Annotated in this window: 19 protein-coding genes and 1 tRNA gene; 4 read left to right on the plus strand and 16 right to left on the minus strand. The window is 65.9% G+C overall.

The features are described 5' to 3' along the window. Nucleotides 1-8: 8 nt before the first annotated feature. Entirely contained in the window at nucleotides 9-2,240 is a 2,232-nt protein-coding gene (locus ATE71_RS20205; protein ID WP_414893037.1) for a TonB-dependent hemoglobin/transferrin/lactoferrin family receptor, read from the minus strand. Nucleotides 2,241-2,418: 178 nt separating this feature from the next. On the opposite strand from ATE71_RS20205, the gene ATE71_RS20210 reads away from it, so the two are divergent. Together ATE71_RS20210 and ATE71_RS20215 are read left to right on the plus strand one after the other, a co-directional pair. Next, nucleotides 2,419-3,402, plus strand: a complete 984-nt coding sequence (locus tag ATE71_RS20210; protein ID WP_058805135.1) for a toll/interleukin-1 receptor domain-containing protein — start codon at nucleotides 2,419-2,421, stop codon at nucleotides 3,400-3,402. A 1-nt stretch (nucleotide 3,403) separates the two neighbouring features. Further along, on the plus strand, nucleotides 3,404-4,306 hold the full coding sequence (locus ATE71_RS20215; RefSeq protein WP_152998868.1) for a hypothetical protein: 903 nt from the start codon (nucleotides 3,404-3,406) through the stop codon (nucleotides 4,304-4,306). Here ATE71_RS20215 and ATE71_RS20220 read toward each other — a convergent pair. The 9 genes from ATE71_RS20220 to ATE71_RS20260 form a co-directional block, all read right to left on the minus strand. After that, nucleotides 4,303-5,310 carry a PhoH family protein gene (locus tag ATE71_RS20220; RefSeq protein WP_058805137.1) on the minus strand — a complete coding sequence of 336 codons (1,008 nt, stop codon included), beginning with the start codon at nucleotides 5,308-5,310 and terminating at the stop codon, nucleotides 4,303-4,305. The two genes, ATE71_RS20215 and ATE71_RS20220, sit on opposite strands and share 4 nt — an antisense overlap. 130 nt (nucleotides 5,311-5,440) lie before the next feature. Further along, nucleotides 5,441-6,790, minus strand: a complete 1,350-nt coding sequence (miaB, locus tag ATE71_RS20225) for a tRNA (N6-isopentenyl adenosine(37)-C2)-methylthiotransferase MiaB (protein ID WP_058805153.1) — start codon at nucleotides 6,788-6,790, stop codon at nucleotides 5,441-5,443. 7 nt (nucleotides 6,791-6,797) lie between these two features. Further along, a complete protein-coding gene (locus ATE71_RS20230) occupies nucleotides 6,798-7,586 on the minus strand; it encodes a lysophospholipid acyltransferase family protein (protein ID WP_235588091.1) in 789 nt (262 codons plus the stop codon). Beyond that, a complete protein-coding gene (locus ATE71_RS20235) occupies nucleotides 7,555-7,980 on the minus strand; it encodes a Fur family transcriptional regulator (protein WP_058805138.1) in 426 nt (141 codons plus the stop codon). The genes ATE71_RS20230 and ATE71_RS20235 overlap by 32 nt, the downstream gene beginning before the upstream one ends. A 131-nt stretch (nucleotides 7,981-8,111) precedes the next feature. Further along, the gene (locus tag ATE71_RS20240) at nucleotides 8,112-8,543 is read right to left on the minus strand and encodes a MucR family transcriptional regulator (RefSeq protein ID WP_058805155.1); all 432 of its coding nucleotides are present in this window, start codon (nucleotides 8,541-8,543) and stop codon (nucleotides 8,112-8,114) included. 107 nt (nucleotides 8,544-8,650) lie between these two features. After that, nucleotides 8,651-9,133, minus strand: coding sequence for a GNAT family N-acetyltransferase (locus ATE71_RS20245; protein WP_058805139.1), 483 nt, complete (start codon nucleotides 9,131-9,133; stop codon nucleotides 8,651-8,653). Further along, nucleotides 9,130-9,747 (minus strand): tRNA (adenosine(37)-N6)-threonylcarbamoyltransferase complex dimerization subunit type 1 TsaB, encoded by a 618-nt coding sequence (gene tsaB / locus ATE71_RS20250; protein WP_058805140.1) that lies wholly within the window; start codon nucleotides 9,745-9,747, stop codon nucleotides 9,130-9,132. The genes ATE71_RS20245 and tsaB overlap by 4 nt, the downstream gene beginning before the upstream one ends. 19 nt (nucleotides 9,748-9,766) lie before the next feature. Next, entirely contained in the window at nucleotides 9,767-10,360 is a 594-nt protein-coding gene (locus ATE71_RS20255; protein ID WP_058805141.1) for a malonic semialdehyde reductase, read from the minus strand. Between the two features lie 25 nt (nucleotides 10,361-10,385). Beyond that, nucleotides 10,386-10,958 (minus strand): NifU family protein, encoded by a 573-nt coding sequence (locus tag ATE71_RS20260; RefSeq protein WP_058805156.1) that lies wholly within the window; start codon nucleotides 10,956-10,958, stop codon nucleotides 10,386-10,388. A 63-nt stretch (nucleotides 10,959-11,021) separates the two neighbouring features. On the opposite strand from ATE71_RS20260, the gene ATE71_RS20265 reads away from it, so the two are divergent. Together ATE71_RS20265 and ATE71_RS20270 are read left to right on the plus strand one after the other, a co-directional pair. Continuing rightward, the gene (locus ATE71_RS20265) at nucleotides 11,022-11,894 is read left to right on the plus strand and encodes a hypothetical protein (RefSeq protein WP_058805142.1); all 873 of its coding nucleotides are present in this window, start codon (nucleotides 11,022-11,024) and stop codon (nucleotides 11,892-11,894) included. Between the two features lie 67 nt (nucleotides 11,895-11,961). Then, nucleotides 11,962-12,037: transfer RNA gene (locus ATE71_RS20270), tRNA-Thr, on the plus strand. A 100-nt stretch (nucleotides 12,038-12,137) separates the two neighbouring features. Here ATE71_RS20270 and ATE71_RS20275 read toward each other — a convergent pair. The 6 genes from ATE71_RS20275 to leuD form a co-directional block, all read right to left on the minus strand. Beyond that, nucleotides 12,138-13,634, minus strand: a complete 1,497-nt coding sequence (locus tag ATE71_RS20275; RefSeq protein ID WP_058805143.1) for a SulP family inorganic anion transporter — start codon at nucleotides 13,632-13,634, stop codon at nucleotides 12,138-12,140. 5 nt (nucleotides 13,635-13,639) lie between these two features. Next, nucleotides 13,640-14,335 (minus strand): carbonic anhydrase, encoded by a 696-nt coding sequence (locus ATE71_RS20280; protein ID WP_058805144.1) that lies wholly within the window; start codon nucleotides 14,333-14,335, stop codon nucleotides 13,640-13,642. A 103-nt stretch (nucleotides 14,336-14,438) separates the two neighbouring features. Further along, on the minus strand, nucleotides 14,439-15,776 hold the full coding sequence (locus tag ATE71_RS20285) for an ATP-binding protein (RefSeq protein ID WP_058805145.1): 1,338 nt from the start codon (nucleotides 15,774-15,776) through the stop codon (nucleotides 14,439-14,441). Continuing rightward, the gene (locus ATE71_RS20290) at nucleotides 15,776-16,483 is read right to left on the minus strand and encodes a response regulator transcription factor (protein WP_058805146.1); all 708 of its coding nucleotides are present in this window, start codon (nucleotides 16,481-16,483) and stop codon (nucleotides 15,776-15,778) included. Before ATE71_RS20290 ends, ATE71_RS20285 begins: the two co-directional genes overlap by 1 nt. A 176-nt stretch (nucleotides 16,484-16,659) precedes the next feature. Beyond that, complete coding sequence (locus ATE71_RS20295) at nucleotides 16,660-17,556, minus strand: alpha/beta fold hydrolase (RefSeq protein WP_058805147.1); 897 nt, start codon at nucleotides 17,554-17,556, stop codon at nucleotides 16,660-16,662. Then, a complete protein-coding gene (gene leuD / locus ATE71_RS20300) occupies nucleotides 17,546-18,169 on the minus strand; it encodes a 3-isopropylmalate dehydratase small subunit (protein ID WP_058805148.1) in 624 nt (207 codons plus the stop codon). Before leuD ends, ATE71_RS20295 begins: the two co-directional genes overlap by 11 nt. Nucleotides 18,170-18,258 lie beyond the last annotated feature (89 nt).

Raw genomic sequence — 18,258 nt, forward strand, 5'->3', positions numbered from 1 at the left:
TTTCATCATTAGAAGCGGAAGCTCAGCGAGGCGCTCACATTGCGGCCGGGCTGAGTGTAGGCGTCGGTGACGGTCGAGGTGGACGCGAGCCCGCGCACATCGCTCCACCACGCATATTTTTCGTCGAGGATGTTGAAGACGCCGGCGCGCAGCGTCAGCCCCTCGACAATCCGAACGAAAGCGGTCGCGTCGAGGATGGTGAAGCCATCGGGGCGGTAGCATTCGGGCGTGCACAGCCCGTCGGTCCGCGACGCCTCCTTGCGCGCGCTGTGCGTCATGATCAGCTGGCCGCCGAAACGCCCGCTCTGCGGCTCGCGATAGCCGATGCCCGCGACGAGTTTGAGCGGGTCGATCGTCGACAGCGGCGCGCGCGTGCCGTCGGGCAATATCTCGTTGCCCTTCGCATAGGATAGGGCGAGCGTCGTATACAGGCCGGACGACGCTCGCCCCTCGAACCGCGCTTCAGCGCCTTTGACCCGGGCGCGGTCGAGATTCACGAATTGATAGACGGCGGGATCCGCGGGCGTGAAGCTGCCGCTCACCACTTCCTGGCTGATGAAATCCTTGTAACGCGCCGAAAAGGCGGTGACGTCGAGGCTGACATGATCGCTGGAAAAGCGGATGCCGCCCTCGAAGCTTTCGCTGCGTTCGGGGTCGAGATCTGGGTTCGGCGCCGAGGTGTAACCGAAGGCGAGATTTTCGAAGAACTGGTTGACCTGCCCCGGCTCGGGCGCCTTGAAGCCCGTTGCATAATTGGCGAACAGCCGCACCGTGTCGGTGATCTTCCACAGCGCGCCGAACTTGGGCGACAGCCGCGAGCCGTCCTGCCCGGCACCGCTGAACGCCGGAAGCAGCGGGTCGTCGTCGGGCGACAAATCATACCAGTCGAAGCGCAGTGCCGGATAGAGGATCAGCCGGCCATCAGCGATGCTGATCTCGTCGCCCGCGAACAGGCCGCCGCGCGTGAAGTCGGTGCTCGGGAAGGCGCGGGTGGGAAACACCTCGCCCGCGGGCGGGACGGTGCCGTCGCGCAAGCCCCGCTGGCGCGTCTTGCTGATGTCGCCGCCGAAGACGAGGCGATGCGCGATCGGCCCGGTCGCAAAATCGGCGCGCGCATCGGCCGAGGCACCGATGACGCGGTTTTCGAAGGTGTTGAGACGCGTGCGGTCGGCCGAAGGCGTGCGGTCTTCCTCGGTATATTGCCGGTCTTCGCCATCCTGCCAGTAGAGCGCGACCCGCGCGAAATCGATCGCCCCCTCGCCTTCCCAGCTCCAGTCGAACGAAACGCGCTTGCGCTCGCCGCTGTCCCAGCCCTCGAGCCGGTCGACCGATGCGCCGAAGCTGCCCGGTCCGACGCCGGTCAGCCCGTTGGTGTAAAGCTCTGTGTCGAGATATTCGCCGGTCAGACGCAATTTATGGCCGTTCGCCGGGTCATAGACGATCCGCGCCAGCGCGGCGTTCGATTGGCCGTCCTGCGGATTGGGTTCGGTGCGCGCGGGGCCGGTTCCGCCGACCGTGCCCTTGTTGTCGAGCTCCTGCCAGTCGCGGCGCGTATAAGCGCCCATCACCGACCAGTCGCCGCTGCGCCCCGCAACGATCGCGGTTTCGCTGAATTCCTCGTCGGCGCTGCTATAGGCGGCGCGAAGGAGGCCGCCGACATTGCTGCCCGGCTGGATGAAATCGGCGGGATCGGCGGTGATGAAGCTGACCGCGCCCGCAAGACCGTCGCTGCCGTAGAGCGCCGACGAAGGGCCGCGCAGGATTTCGACCGACTTGATGAGACCCAAGTCGACATAGTCGCCGCGTCCCGATGCCTGAGCGCCGAAAGCAAAGCCGTCGGGAACGCGCACGCCATCGACCTGGATCAGCACGCGGTTGCCGCCGATGCCGCGGATGTTGAAGCTGTCGTTACCGGCACGGCCGGTCGAACCGAGCGCGGCGCCGAAGCGCGCGGGCTGGCGCTGGACGCTGACGCCGGGCTCGAAGCGCACGAGGTCGCGGATGTCGGTGACGAGCTCGTCGGCGATCTGCTCGTCGCTCTTCACCGTGATGGTGACCGGGATATCCTCGGCCCTGGCCGCGGTGCGCGTCGCGGTAACGACGATCTGGTTCTTGCGCGCGAGCCAGTAAGCGCCGTCGTCATCCTGTGCCATCGCGGGTTGTGCGGTCGCGGCGAGCGCGACGCCCAGCGCGCTGCCGACAGTGAGGCGGGACAGGAATGGCGAACGGTGGCTGGTCAAATTTCTTCCCCTTTTTGATTGCGATTGATTCGCAATAGCGGCGCTCTAGGCAAGCAGGGGGCAGCGGTCAAGGGTTATGCTATTGCGACTTACTTGCTATTAAAATCCGGACGCGGACGGCGAGGCCCATTGCCCTGATCGCCGCAGAGCGCCATGGTGCCGCCCGGGGGGATGAACCATGGCGGCGACGCAAGTCTTCATCAGCTATTCGTCGAAAGACGGCGCCGTGGCGAACATGGTGTGTGCGCTGCTCGAGGAGCGCGGGCATCGCTGCTGGATCGCGCCGCGCGACATCGTTCCCGGCAAGGAATGGGGCGAATCGATCATCGGCGGGATCAAGGGAGCGACCCTGTTCGTCCTCATCTTTTCGCGGCATGCGAACACCTCCCCGCAAATCCTGCGCGAGGTCGAGCGCGCGGTGAGCCACGGGCTGCCGATCATCCCCTTCCGTATCGAGGACGTCCTGCCCGCGGGCAGCATGGAATATTTCATGAGTGTGCCGCACTGGTTCGACGCGCTTTCGCCCCCGGTCGAGGACCATGTCGTGCGGCTCGCCGCGGTGATCGAACAGCTGACGTCGGGGGACGCCGATGCGCGCGCCTATCGGCCGGCGGTGCCGCGCGGGGCCGGACGGATCGACTGGAACAACGGGCTGGTGCGCGCGCTGGCGGGCGGCACCGGGCTCGCGCTGCTCCTCCTGGCTGGCTGGCTCGGCGGCCTTGCGCCGCCGGATTCGCCGATGGGCTGGCTGGCGGCCTTGCTCGCAATCGGGGTGGCGGCGCTGGTCGGCGCCGGCGGGCGCGCAGCCTGGGCTGCGGCAGGCGCGGGACGCGCCGCGATCGCAGCGCTGCTCCTGCTCGCAGCCGCCGGCTATGGCTGGACCTACAGCCATTATGTCGTCGCGGGCCTCGGGAGTGCGCCGCTGGTGCGCGGCAGCGAATGCACCGCCGATGCGAGGCTCGTCTATGAAGCCAGTTGTCCCGACCTGCCTTCGGATGCGCTCGCCGACGCCGCCTATGACCCCGCGGCACTATGGACGGCGGCGTCGATCGGTCGCATCAAGCTGACCCTTGGGGCGGCGTGGGCAATCATGGCTGCGGCGGGTGCGGCGCTGGTTGCGGGATGGCTGAGCGCGCCGCGCCGGATCAAACGGGAGAGGTGACATGCGACTGTCGGCAAGGATCATAGGGATGGCGGCGGCGGCGTTGCCGTCGGCGGCGCTGGCACAGACGCCGCCCGACGCCGCGGCGCTGAAAGCGATCGAGGCGGCCATCCCCGTGCGCGACTGGTATCCCCCTGGCTATTACGACGTGCGCATCGCCGCCGAGGCGCAGATTGCCGAAGCCCCCCGCGCGCGCAGCCAAATCCTCTTCGACTGTTTCGAGGGTGGCAGCCAATGTTATGACGTGATCGACTGTACCGCCGAGGGTGTGCCCTTCACGCCCGACGATCCGGCGCTGTCGCGCTATGGCCGCACCGCGCTCGAAATATCGCGCCTGCGCGCCGAACTCGCGCGGCTGAGCTATCCCGAAGCCGTCTATGCCCGCCCGCTCGTCGATTACGAACGCAAGCTGATCGCCATCGACGGCGGGCGCAGCGAAGCCGACGTTAAGCTTGCCGGTACGTTCACACCGCCCGACGACACCGCACCGCCGCCCGGGGATTTCGACGATCCCGCCGCCGGGCTCGACGCCGAGCTTGCCGCCGCGATCGAGGCGAACCGGCGACGGCTCGCACCGACCCTGCCCCGCGTGATCGTCGAGGGCGGCTGCGGCGCGGGCGAAGGGGGCCCGATCGTCGTCCGCACGGTGCCGGCGGGTGGCGAAGTGCTGCTGATCAACGCCTTCGCCTTCAAGGTCTGCACGCGCCGCCAACCCGACCCGTGGGACCGTTTCGCGTGCAAATGGAATGAGTGGGAAACCGGCGTCGCGCGCACCAAGCCCTATGGACGCTTCGTCTACCAGGTGAAATGGCCCGACGGCGTGGTGCGCAAGGGCACGCGCGAAATCGCGCCCAATATGGAAGAAACGTCGGTGACGGTGACGTTTCGGAAGGTGGGAAGCTAACTCCCCGGCCCTTCATAAGCTTCGACGATGCGCCCGACGATCGGATGGCGGACGACGTCGGCGCTGGTGAAACGGCTGACGTTGATCCCCTCCAGCCCTTCGAGCCGCGCGACGGCGTCGGCAAGGCCCGAGGTCGCGGGCATCGGCAGGTCGACCTGTTTGGGGTCGCCGCAGATGACCATGCGGCTGTTCATGCCGAAACGCGTCAGGAACATCTTCATCTGCGGGATCGTCGTATTCTGCGCCTCGTCGAGGATGATGAAGGCATCGGCGAGCGTGCGACCGCGCATGAAGGCGAGCGGGGCGATCTCGATCTCGCCGCTCGCGATGCGGCGCTCGACCTGCTCGGCGGGCAGGCAGTCGTGGAGCGCGTCGTACAGCGGACGGAGATAGGGATCGACCTTTTCCTTCATATCGCCGGGGAGGAAGCCGAGCTTTTCCCCTGCTTCGACTGCGGGGCGCGAGAGGATCAGGCGCTGGACGCTGCCGGTGATGAGCTGCGCGACAGCCTGCGCGACGGCGAGATAGGTCTTGCCGGTGCCCGCCGGGCCGAGCGCGAAAATCACGTCGTCGCGCGCGAGCGCCTGCATATAGGGGACCTGCGACGGCGCGCGCGGGACGATCGTCTTTTTGCGCGTGCGGATCATCACCGCGGGCGCCTCGCTCGCGTCGTGACGGATGATGCCATCGAGCGTCGGCTGCGCCGACATCGCGATCACCCCATCGACCATGCCGGCGTCGACCTCCTGCCCCTTTTCGATGCGGTCATAAAGGTCGGTGAGCACGTCGCGCGCGCGCGCCGCAGCCTCGGCCTCGCCCTCGATCTGCACGCGGTTACCGCGCGCCGAGATATAGACGCCGAGGCGGTTCTCGATCGCGACGAGGTTGCGGTCGAACTCGCCGAAAAGAATACCCAAAAGCTGCGTTCGCTCGAATTCCGCCGTCAATCGGACGCGGTCGCCGGGTTCGGCGGGGGTGGCGGCGGTCAGCGGGCGTTTGGACACGTGGGCAAGGCTCCTTCTGGCGACAAGGCGACTGTAGCCCCGCCAAGACGGGAGTCCATCTCCTGCGGGTTCGGAATGCGACGGAAGGAGACGGGGTGTGTCTTCGTGGAGACAGCTTCCGCCCTTGGCACTAGGCGACCGCTTCCATCAGCGGCTCGGCGCCGAGGCTGTTCGGACCGGCCGACGTGACGCGGACATCGATCATGTCTCCGATCTTCAATCCCGGCGCGACGACGTGTACCGACTGGAGCCAGGGTGACTTGCCGATCAGCTGACCTTCGAGCTTGCCCTTGCGCTCAAGAAGCAGGCGCGTGGTGCGGCCGACGGTCGCTTCGTTGAACGCCTGCTGCTGTTCGTTGAGCAACGCCTGCAGCCGCTGGAGCCGGTCGTTCATTTCGGCTTCGGAAACCTGCCCGTCCATCGTCGCCGCGGGCGTGCCCGGACGGCGCGAATATTTGAAGCTGTACGCCATCGCGTAATTGGTCGCGCGAACGATATCGAGCGTCGCCTGAAAATCCGCTTCGCTCTCGCCCGGGAAGCCGACGATGAAGTCGCCCGAGATCGCGATGTCGGGGCGCGCTTCGCGAACGCGCGCGATGACACGAAGATAGCTCTCGACACTGTGGCTGCGGTTCATCGCCGCGAGGATGCGGTCGCTGCCCGCCTGCACCGGCAGGTGGAGGAAAGGCATCAGCTTGTCGACCTCGCCATGTGCGGCGATCAGTCCGTCGGTCATGTCATTGGGGTGGCTTGTCGTATAGCGAATGCGCTCCAAGCCGTCCTCACGCGCGAGCTCGCGGATCAGCCCATCGAGGCCGATCGCCCTGCCCTTGTCGTCCTCGCCGTCCCACGCATTCACATTCTGCCCCAGCAGCGTGATTTCGCGGACGCCACCCGCGACGAGCGCGCGCGCTTCGGCGATTAGGTCGGCAAAGGGCCGGCTGATCTCCGCGCCGCGCGTATAGGGGACGACGCAATAGGTGCAGAATTTGTCGCAGCCCTCCTGCACCGTCAGGAAGGCGGTCGGGCGCTGGTTTTCGCTGCGTTTCGGCAGCGCGCCGAACTTGCTTTCGAGCGGCATGTCGAGGTCGACCGCCTTCTCGCCGCGCTCGGCGCGCGCGATGAGGTCGGGCAGGCGATGATACGCCTGCGGGCCCACCACGACATCGACGCTCGGCGCGCGGCGCGCGATCTCGGCGCCCTCGGCCTGCGCGACGCAGCCGGCGACGGCGATGGTCGGCGTGCTGCCGTCGGCGCGCTTCAGTCGGCCGATGTCCGAATAGACTTTCTCGGCCGCCTTTTCGCGGATGTGACAGGTGTTGAGCACGACGAGATCGGCGTCGGCGCCGTCGGCGGCCGCGACATAGCCTTCGGCGCCGAGCATCTCGGCCATGCGCTCGCCGTCATAGACGTTCATCTGGCAGCCGAAGGATTTGACGTGAAAAGTCTTCTGGGGATTTGGGGGAGAGTCGGATTTCATCGGCGCGCTATAGGCGAAGCGGGGCGCCGGCGGAAGACCGGGCAATTTCCGCGGCAATTGCGGAGCGGGCCGCTTCGGCGAGCAGTTTGCGGTCGCCTTCGACGGCGTCGGGCAGCGGGTCGAGATAGTGGATCGTCAGATGAACCGGCCGTTTGCGCGCGAGCAGCCGCTTGAAATTGTCCAGCCCGGATTCGGGGTCGAGCCACGCGATGTCGTTCGCCTCCGCGCCATAATCGAGCAGGACCGGCTGGATACGCAGCTTTGGCGGCGTCGGGATCACAGCTTGGAACAGCGACGCGCGAAAGGGCAGCAGGCCGTCGCCCGGCCCCGTCGTGCCTTCGGGGAACAAGGTCACCGGCCGACCGCGCGCGAGCGCATTGCGGAGGTCGTTTGCCTGATTGTGGATCTCACGCCGCGCCTCGCGCTGGACGTAGACCGTATGGTTCTGGTCGGCGAGCCAGCCAACGAGCGGCGTCGTCCCGACCTCGGCCTTTGAAACAAAGGCCGATCGCGCGGCCCCGCCGAGCGCGAGAATGTCGAGCCAGCTGACATGGTTCGACACGAACAGCACATCGCGCCGGAGCCGCGTGCCGGTGGTCTTTATGCGCAGGCCCGCGATCCAGCCGACGGCGTTGAGGAACGCCATGACCATCGGCGAGGGCCGACCGGCGGCACGATAGAAAAGATGCGGGACGATCAGGAAAAGAAGCGTCAGCACCATCAGGGCGAGACGGGCAACCGTCCGCCAGGTGATCGATGCGCGATCAGTCGCGCTTGCGATCGAGGGCGACACCATAAAGCTCCATGCGATGGTCGACGAGGCGGAAGCCAAGCCGCTCGGCGATCACCTTCTGCAACGCTTCGAGTTCGGGATCGACGAATTCAATCACCTTGCCGGTTTCGACGTCGATCAGATGGTCGTGATGCGCCTCGGGCGCCGCCTCGTAACGCGAGCGGCCGTCGCCGAAATCGTGCCGGTCGAGGATTCCCGCCTCTTCGAACAGGCGCACTGTGCGGTAAACGGTCGCGATCGAGATGCCGCTGTCGATCTTGGACGCACGCTCATACAACGTCTCGACGTCGGGATGATCTTCGGAATCGGAGATGACACGCGCGATGATGCGGCGCTGCTCGGTGATGCGCAGCCCCTTTTCGTGGCATAATGCTTCGAGATCGATGGTACCTGACATGCTCGCCTTTCCTGCAAGATGCAGCCGCGTCTTTGTTATGAGAAGAGTATAGGGTCGTGCCGCTGATAGGACAAGGGCGGCACCCGACGGCGCCGCCCCCAACCCTCTCTGCCACGGCGCAGTGGCGCGCGTCAGACCTTCTTGCGCTTGCGCCCGCCGCCACGGCCCTTGGTGCCGAGGCCGATTTCCTTCGCCAGCGCGCGGCGCTTTTCGGCATAATTGGGAGCGACCATCGGATAGTCGGCGGGCAGGCCCCACTTCGCGCGATAATCGTCGGGGCTCATGCCATAATGCGTCATCAGATGGCGGCGCAGCATCTTCAGCTTTTTGCCGTCTTCGAGGCAGACAATATAGTCGGGCTTAACCGACGTGCGGATCGAGACCGCAGGCACCGGCTTTTCTTCGACGACCGGAGCGTTGCCCAGGCCCGATAGCGCGGCGTGGACATTGTTGATCAGAATGGAGAGATCAGAAATGGCGACGCTGTTGTTGCTGACATGCGCCGCGACAATGTCGGCGGTCAACGTAACAAGCATCTCATTGGTATCGGCTTGATCGGACATGAGACTATTCCTTATTATATAACCCAGAAGCATCGACAGCGAATATTGGATATGTTCTTCCGCCGCGCGGATTACTGCCACTTTGGATGCAAATCCGCAATGACCGATCAGTCGGTTTTTCCACAATCACGGAGCCGGCGCATGGTAACCGCATCGCGAAGAACGCCGTCATTGCCGCGATAATAAGCGGGCCGACGCCCGCATTCCGAAAATCCGGACCGCCGATACAGATGGACGGCGTCGTTATCCGCGCGCATTTCGAGGAAATATTCGTCAGCGCCCTGACTCGCCGCCCATAGCTGCCAGTCGTCCATCAATAGTGATCCAATACCGCCCGCGCGATAGTCGGGATCGACCGCCAGCAACAATAATTCGCTCTCCGGTCCGGCGATCCGCGCCGCCGAAAAGCCGCAAGGGCGTTCGCCGTCCCACGCGACGCGGACGCGGGCCGACGGCAGCGCAAAAAGGGTCAATAGCTGCGCGCCGCTCCACGCCTCGCCATAGGCGGGATCGAAGGCAGCATCCATTACGCGCATCACCGCCGCTAGGTCGGCGACGCGCGCGGTGGCGATGTGGATATCGGCCGTCATGCCTGCGCCATCGGCTTGGCATCGGGCGCGCGGCCATAGATCGGCGTCGGCCGGTCGATCAGCGCGGAAGGTGGCAGGCGCAGAAAGGCCCGCGCGTCGGGCAGCGCCTGAAGCGCGCGCCCTGCACCGCGGTGCGTCACGAAAGTGTCGGCGCGATTGCCGACCACCAGCTCTTCGCCGAGGCAGATCGCGTCGTCCGGCAGCAGCGAGTTTACCGCGCCGCGCGGCGACAGGTCGGCGGCGAAGGATTGGACGAACCATTGCCCATGGCCGCCCTCCATGACGACCAGCGCCCCGCCGGCCGCCGCGATCTCGTCGGCCGCGCCCGCCGCGACGAGGGCGGGCGTCGAAAAACCGCGCACGGGTACCTGCCAGCCGAGCCCGAGCGCACGCGACGCAGCGACTCCTATCCGTACACCGGCAAAGCTGCCTGGCCCACATCCGGCGACAACGATATCCGCGCGGCCGCCATGCGCCAGCTCGGCGATCAGCGGAACGAGCCGTTCGGCATGACCGCGGCCGATGACATCGTGACGATAATCGACGACCGCGCCGGCCTCGATCAGCGCCACCGAACAGGCTTCACTCGCCGAATCGATGACAAGGTATCGCATAGGGCGAGGAGCGAGGCGCTCAGGCGATGCGGTTGAAGCGCGCGAAGTCCGGACGCGGGCTGCGCTCGAAGATCGTTGCGGGATCGCCATAGCCGAGGGTCGAGATGAAATTGCTCTTCACCTGCGGCTGGTCGGCGAAAAAGGCTTCGTCGACCGCGGCATTGTTAAAGCCCGACATCGGCCCGGTATCGAGTCCGAGCGCGCGCGCGGCGAGGATGAAATAGGCGCCCTGGAGGCTCGAGTTGCGGAATGCCGTGGTCGCGGCCAGCGCCTCGTTGCCCACAAACCAGCTGCGCGCATCGGTGTGCGGGAACAGCTCGGGCAGATGCTCGTAAAATTCATGGTCGGCGGCGATGATGGCGGTGACTGGCGCCGCCAAGATCTTTTCGGCGTTCGCGGGCAAGGCAAAGGCCGCGAGCTTGGCTTTCGCCTCGTCCGACACGCACCAGATGATCCGTGCCGGCAGGCTGTTCGCGCTCGTCGGGCCGAACTTCACCAAATCCCAGATCGCGTGGAGCTGCGTTTCCGATACGGGCTTGTCGAGATAGCCGTTATAGGTCCGCGCGGTACGAAACAGCTGGTCGAGAGCGCTGTCGGAAAGCGGCTCGCTCATGGGCTAACTCCTCGGAGAAAAATGGTCAGACGGCGTGAACAGCCGTTACCTCGGGAACATAATGTTTCAAGAGGGACTCGATGCCATTTTTCAAAGTTGCCGTCGACGACGGGCATCCAGCGCAGGCGCCCTGCATCTTCAGATACACATTGCCCTTGTCAAAACCGCGATAGACGATGTCGCCGCCGTCGTTGGCGACTGCGGGGCGGACGCGCGTTTCGATGAGTTCCTTGATCTGGTCGATAATATCGGCGTCGGCGGGATCGTCGGCGAAGCCCGCATCTTCGGCGGGGACCGAAAAGCCCGCGCTCGCGGCGTTGAACAACGGCACATCGGCAAGGAAATGATCCATCACGATACCCAATACGTCGGGCTTCACATCGGCCCATCCGGCGCCGGGCGCGATCGTCACCGACACGAATTCGCGGCCGAAGAAGACGCCCGTCACGTCGCCGAGCGAAAAGAGAGCGCTCGCGAGCGGCGACGCCTCGGCCTCTTCTGGGCTCGCGAAGTCGCGGGTTCCTGTCTCCATCACCGCCCGGCCGGGCAGGAATTTCAGCGTCGCGGGATTGGGCGTCGATTCGGTTTCGATCAGCATCAGGGGCATGTGGGGCGCCGCAAGCCTTTGTGCAAGGAGATAGGGATGCGCTAAGGCGCGCGCATGCGCCGCTTCACCCATTTCGCTGCCCTCGACTGGTCGGGCGCCCGCGGCGAACGCCAGCGCGGGATCGCGCTTGCCGTCGCCAGCGGCAAGGCGGCGCCGGCGCTGGTCCGGCCCGGCCATATCTGGTCGCGCGCCGAAATCCTCGGCTGGCTCGAAGCGGCCGCAGCGGCTGGCGACGATGTGCTGGTTGGGTTCGATTTTTCGGCGGCCTTCGCGTTCATGGACCGGGGCGCCTATTTCCCCGAATGGACGAACAGCCCAGCCGACATGCCGGGGCTCTGGGCGCTGGTCGAACGGCTGGCGGCGACCGATCCGCATTATGAGGCGGGAAGCTTCCTTGCCCATGCCGATGCAAGGCGGCATTTCCGCCAGAGCGGCGGCGACGTCGGCGACCTGTTTCTTCCCGGCGGCGGACGATTGCGCATCGTCGAACAGCATCAGCGCGAGACGAAGCAGGCCGCGAGCGTCAGCAATTTCAACCTTGTCGGCGCGGCACAGGTCGGCAAGGCCAGCCTGTCGGGGATGCGCCTGCTCCATCGGTTGCGCGGCCGGATGCCGCTCTGGCCGGTCGATCCGGTGCCGCGCACCGGCCCGCTGCTGGTCGAAATCTATACCAGTCTCGCCGCGCGGGCCGCCGGTCTGCCCCCCGGGCGCAGCAAGATCCGCGACGGCGAAGCGCTCGACGCGGCGCTTGCGAGGCTGGGCTCGCCTCCCGTGCACACCCGCGGACCGATCAGCGACCATGCCGCCGATGCGCTGCTTTCCGCCGCATGGCTGCGTTCGATCGCGGCCGAGCCAGCGCCCTGGTCCCCTGCCCCGCTGACCGATCGCCTGGCCCGGACCGAAGGCTGGACCTTTGGCATCGTGTGACGACCGGCCGAAATTTCGGTTGTCGGATATTTCCATCCCGCCAAAAAATGCTTAGGGGACCGACAGCGCCGGCTTAGCTCAGTTGGTAGAGCAACCGCCTTGTAAGCGGTAGGTCGTCAGTTCGAGTCTGACAGCCGGCACCAGCCCCCGCTCCGCCTTCGGGCGACGATCGGGGGGCGACGATCCCGGACTTTGCAGCGGCTATTGTGGTGGCGGGGCGACCATGGTCGCCCCGCCACACCGTCAATGCGCTAGCAAGGTAGCGAGGCGGCCCTGCGCGCCATGCACTTCGACCTCGCCGCCGCGCGACCGGCGGCGTTGCCACCATTCGGCGAGCAGCTCCGCGCAACTATGGTCGATCGAGCGCAGGCCCGACAGATTCATGCTGACGCGGCGATCGGCGGGCAACGCGTCAAGCGCCGACGACAATTTGGGCAACGAGACAAAGCTCGCCACGCCCGCGAGCCGGAGCTCGTGACCATCGTCGTCTTCGCTCTGGTCGACGTCGAGCTTGAGCCGCCGCATATTGGGGACGATCTCGACCAGCGACAGGGCAAGCCCGACTAGAACGCCGGTCAACAGGTCGGTCGCGACCACCATGACGAGCGTCGCCGCCCAGATCACCGCGGGCAGCGGGCCGTGTGATTTGAGCAGGTGACGCACGTGGCGCAGGCTGACGAGTTTCCAGCCGGTGACGACAAGGATCCCGCCGAGCGCCGCCATCGGAATCTGGCGCAGCAGCCACGGCATCGCCGCAACCAGCGCCAGGATCCAGATCCCGTGGAGCACTGCGGACATCCGCGTGACCGCACCCGCCTGAACGTTCGCCGAGCTGCGGACGATGACGCCGGTCATCGGCAGCGCGCCGGCCGCGCCGCACAGGAAATTGCCGACGCCCTGCGCGCGCAATTCCTTGTTGTAATCGGTGCGCACGCCGTCGTGCATCCGGTCGACCGCCGCCGCCGACAGCAGGGTCTCGGCGCTGGCGATGAAGGCGATCGCGATCGCCGTAATCATCAGCGTCGGGGTCAGCATCGCGCCAAGCCCCGCCATCGTCGGCGGCGCGATCGCCGCGGTGATCGATTCGGGCACGTCGACGCGCGCCACGTCCAGCCCCGCGAACGACGCGATCAGCGTTGCAAGGACGACGCCGATGAGCGCGCCAGGCAGCAAACGCAGCGCGGCTGGACGCTTCTTGTCCCAGAACAACGTGCAGCCGATCGCGACGAGGCCGATGAACAGCGCAGGTATGGCCGGTCCGTCGAGACCGAGAACGCGGCCCGGGATCGCGACCAGATTTTCAAGCCCGCTGGCGAGCGGACTGGCGTCGAACAGCACGTGGAACTGACCGACGACGATCAGCACGCCGATCCCCGCGAGCATCCCGTGGACGACCGCAGGCGAAATGGCGCGGAACCATCCACCGAGCTTCATCACCCCGGCGAGGAACTGGATCAGCCCGGCGACGACGAGGATCGGCCCGAGTGCGGCGAGGCCGTGGCGCTGGACGATTTCGAAAACGATCACCGCGAGACCCGCCGCAGGACCGCTGACCTGCAGCGGCGACCCCGCGAGCAGGCCGACGACGATACCGCCGATGATGCCGGTGATTAGGCCCTTCTCGGGCGGCACGCCCGACGCGATGGCGATGCCCATGCACAGCGGCATCGCGACGAGAAAGACGACGACCGACGCGGTGAGGTCGCGCGCCAGCCAGTTGGAGGGGGACTGCGACGTCATCGATGTCACTCGGCGGCGACCAGCGGCAGCGTGTCGGCGGCGCGACGCGGCCCGGCGGCGAGCGCCACCGGCAGCGGACGATCATCGCGCATCGGCACGAAACGGCCCGTTTCGCCGTCGAGGCCGAGCACGGCGCCGGCATGGATATCGACGAACCAGCCGTGCAGAGAGATTTCGCCTCGCGCGATCCCCAAAGCGACTGACGGATGCGTGCGCAGATGCGCGATCTGCGCGACGATATTTTCCATAGCGACGATCCGCACGCGCTGATGGTCTTCGGCTTCGGGATAGCCTTCCGCCGCAACGCGCTGGGCGGCGTGCGAGTGACGCAGCCAGGCGGCGACATTGGGCATGGTGTCGAGGCTTTCGGGGTGCACGAGCGCCTTCATCGCGCCGCAATCCGAATGACCGCACACGATGATGTCGCGCACGCCGAGCGCGAGGACGGCATATTCCACCGTTGATGACACGCCCCCGTTCGCGGTCGCAAAGGGAGGCACAATATTGCCGGCGTTGCGGCAGACGAACAGGTCGCCGGGCTGCGCCTGCATGATATGTTCGGGCACGACGCGCGAATCTGCGCAGGAAATCATCAGCGCCTTGGGGCTTTGCCCGTCGGTGGCGAGTTTGGCGTACAGGTCTAGGTTGCTGGGGAAAACCTGCTTTTCAAAATGGAAGACGCGTCCGATCAGCTCGTTCATTCCGATACTCCTTCGCTGGGGGGCGGGCGGGACAGCGGCCCGACCGTTGGAAGGAGGCAGATAGGCGGCCTCGATTGCTGCGGCGCAGCATGAATGTAAGGAATTATTGCTGCCGCGGTACCGGCTTGGCCGAACCGGGGCGCGGCAAGGCGATCTCGGCGCGCAGGCCGCCTTCGATCCGGTTGGTCAGGGTGAACTCCCCGGCTTCGCGTTCGACCATCCGCGACACGATCGCGAGGCCGAGCCCCAGCCCCTTGGTATTGCGACTGCGCGCGGCATCGAGCCGGACGAAGGGTTGCAACACGTCGGCAATGGATTCAGCGGGAATGCCGGGACCGTTATCTTCGACGCGCAGCACGATCCGCCCGGAATCGCCCGACAGGCCGACCCGGACGTCCTCGCCATAATGGATCGCATTCTCGATCAAATTGCCGACCGCCCGCTTGAATGCGTTGGGGCGCAGCGTCGCGACAAGGTGATCGGGCCCCTCATAGCATATCCGATGGCCGTGATCGGTCATGTCGTCGACCAATGTCGCGACGAGGACGGCCAGATCGACGCGCATCGGCGCCTCTGAATCCTCGTCGCCGCCAAGATAGGCGAGCACCGACGCGATCATCTCCTCCATCTCGGCGATATCGCGTTCGGAGGAGGCGCGCAGGTCGGTGTCGTTGGATCCGTCGATGCGCAGCTGGAGCCGCGCGAGCGGCGTGCGCAAATCATGGCCGACAGCGGCGAGCGCCTGCGTACGATCGGCGATCATCCGGCTGATCTGATCCTGCATCTGGTTGAAGGCGCGGATCAGTTGGCGGACCTCATTCGTCCCTTCCTCGCGCACAACAATACGCTCGCCCTGCCCCATGCTCTCGATCGCATGGCCCAATGTCCTGAGCGGGCGCAACGTCTGCCGAACCAGCAGGCCGCCCAAAATGGCAAACGCGATGGCCGGTATCAGGGCCAGCATGATCCGGTTGAATTTCAGGGCCCAGCCGGTCTCGAGCCCGTACATCTTGAAATGGACCCAGCTGCCGTCGGTCAAGCTGATCTGGCCGGCAACCTTGTCGTTACTGACCGGCGAGGCCAGCTGCAATTGCAGCCCGGCGCTTGCCAGCGTCGGCTCCCACTCGACCACCTGGTCGCGCATCTGCCGCAGCTCGGCCGAAAGTATATGGCGTTCGGGCGCCGTGCGCTGCCAATGGACCTTGTAGCGATCGGTCGAAAGATAGCGGGCGATTGCCGGGCGTTCGGCCGCGGGCCGCTCGTCGACCAGACGATGAACGATCACCAGATGCTCGGCGAGCCGGCGCGCTTCATCCTCCTTGATTGAAAACTCGCCCGCGCGCTCGTACAAGAGTGTGCTGACGACAAATTCCATCGTCACCGTCAGCAGGATGATCCCGACGATGCGACCGATCAGTCCGAGTGACGGACGCGCGATCATCAAAGCCGGTTGACGCTGGCATTCAGCATATAGCCGACACCCCGGACGGTGACGAACGGCGCCGGCCGATCATCGTCCGCCAGCTTGCGGCGCAGCCGGCTGACGAGAACGTCGATGCTGCGGTCGGACGAATCGCCGATCCGGGTCCGCGACAATTCGATCAGGCGTTCACGCGCGATCACACGCAGCGGGTGGCTCAAAAAGCTGGCGAGCAAATCGAATTCGGCGCCGGTCAGCGGGATCATCGCGCCATCGCGGGAAAAGAGCTGGCGGCGGGCGAAATCGACCGTCATCCCGTCGAATTCGGCACAATTGGACGGCGTCTCGCGGCGCTCGTCGACGACGCCGCGACGCAGCACGGCGCGAACGCGGGCCACCAGTTCGCGCGTTCCGAAGGGCTTGGCCAGATAATCGTCCGCGCCGAGTTCGAGGCCGACGACGCGGTCGGTCTCGCTAGCGCGCGCGCTGATGAAGATGATCGGAACGCTGCTGCGCTGCCGGATCATCTTGCACAAGTCGATGCCGCTGGTCCCCGGCAGCATGATGTCGAGCAGGATCAGGTCAATCGGGCCGGCATCGAAGGTTGCCCACATTTCGGCCGCCGTTGCGGCGGGGCGAACGACATAGCCATTTTCCTGGAGCGCCCGCGCCGTAAGTGTGCGGAGCGGCGGGTCGTCTTCGACAAGCAGGATGGTCGGGGCGGTCATGGCGGCGCGGGAAAGGTGGTTCGAGGCGAGCAAGGGAGAGGAGAGCATCCGCGCCCACGTAGGCGGCGCGGGATCGAGGTCAATGGTCGGCGCACGATTCGTCGCGGATCGGGAACGGCCTGTCGTCGCAGAAACAAAACGATACGATCGCCTCCCCTCGCGTCCCTGTTGCCCCTTCAGATCAGGAAGGCGTCCAGTTCCTGCAACAGGCGGTCAGGCACCTCCTCCTGCGGACTATGGCCGCAAGGCAAAGCGCGGCCATGCACGATGCGCGCCTTGGGCTGCCAGCTTTCGATGACGTCGAACAAGGTGCCGACCGTACCATATTGCCCCCATAGCAGCAGCAGCGGCGCCTCCACCCGCCGGCCGGCGTCGGCCGCATCATGTTCGAGGTCGACGCTCGCCGACGCCCGATAATCCTCGCAGATCGCGTGGCGGGTTGCCGGATCGCGGTAACAGCGGCGATATTCGGCGACGACGCGCGGATCGAGCGCGCCGTCTACCTTGATCTGCCCTGCAAGGTGGCGGTCGAGGAAATAGTCGGGATCGGCGGCGATCATCCGTTCAGGCAGGTCGAACGGCTGGATCAGGAAGAACCACCAGAAATAGCGCGTCGCAAATTCTTTGCTCGTCTGCGCGTACATCGTCGCGGTCGGCGCGATGTCGAGCAGCACGAGCCGCGCGATGTGGTCCGGATGGTCGAGCGCCATACGGTGCGCGACACGCGCGCCGCGATCGTGCGCGACGACGTCGAAGCGATCGAAGCCGAGTGCGGCCATCACCGCGACCTGATCGGCCGCCATCACGCGTTTCGAATAATTGGCGTGCGCGGGATCGCCCGGCGGTTTCTGGCTATCGCCATAGCCGCGCAGGTCAGTCGCGACGACGGTGAAGCGCTTCGCCAGCACGGGCGCGACCTTGAACCAAGTCAGGTGCGTCTGCGGATGGCCGTGGAGCAGCAGCAGCGGCGGCCCCGATCCGCCGACCGCGGCGCGGATCGTTACGCCGTCCGCATCGACGTCCTGCCAGCTGAAGCCCGGCATGAGTTCGGGATATTCGGGGCTAGGGCTCATTGCTGTCCGCACCCATAAGCCACGGCTTGCGGCCAAGATAGGCTTTCTCGAACGCGCGGATCTGTTCGGCGTGGGTCAGCGTCTCGCCGATCCGGTCGAGGCCGAGCATCAGCGCGCGCCGCGTCGCCGGGTCGATATCGAATTCGCCCGCATAGCCGCCCGCCTCGATCCGTTGCGCCTCGAGATCGACGGTCATTTCGCCGACCCGGTCGTCGAGCTCGGCCATCAGCGCCGCCACCTGTTCGGGCGGCAGCGACAGGAGGAGGAGGCCATTGTTCGCGGCATTGTCGGCAAAGATCGCACCATATGAGGAGCCGATGATGCCGCGAATGCCATATTGGAGCATTCCCCACACGGCATGTTCGCGCGACGACCCGCATCCGAAATTGGGCCCAACGAGCAGGAAGCGCGTATCCGCCATATCGTTGCGGTTCAGGATGAAATCATCGCGTGCCGCGCCATTTTCATCGAAACGCAGATCGTGGAACAGGCCGATGGCGAGCCCCGATCGATCGATGCCCTTGAGAAACGCCTTGGGCATGATGACGTCGGTATCGATATTGGCTGCCGGCATGACTGCCACGCGGCCCGACAGGCGAAGAAAACGCTCCATCAGGCGGCCCCTTCCACGGCGAGCAGACGCACATCGGTTAATCGGCCGGTCACGGCGGCTGCCGCGACCATCGCCGGGCTCATCAAATG

Origin of the sequence: Sphingopyxis sp. H115, from assembly GCF_001468465.1 — a bacterium.
Classification (GTDB): Bacteria; Pseudomonadota; Alphaproteobacteria; order Sphingomonadales; family Sphingomonadaceae; genus Sphingopyxis.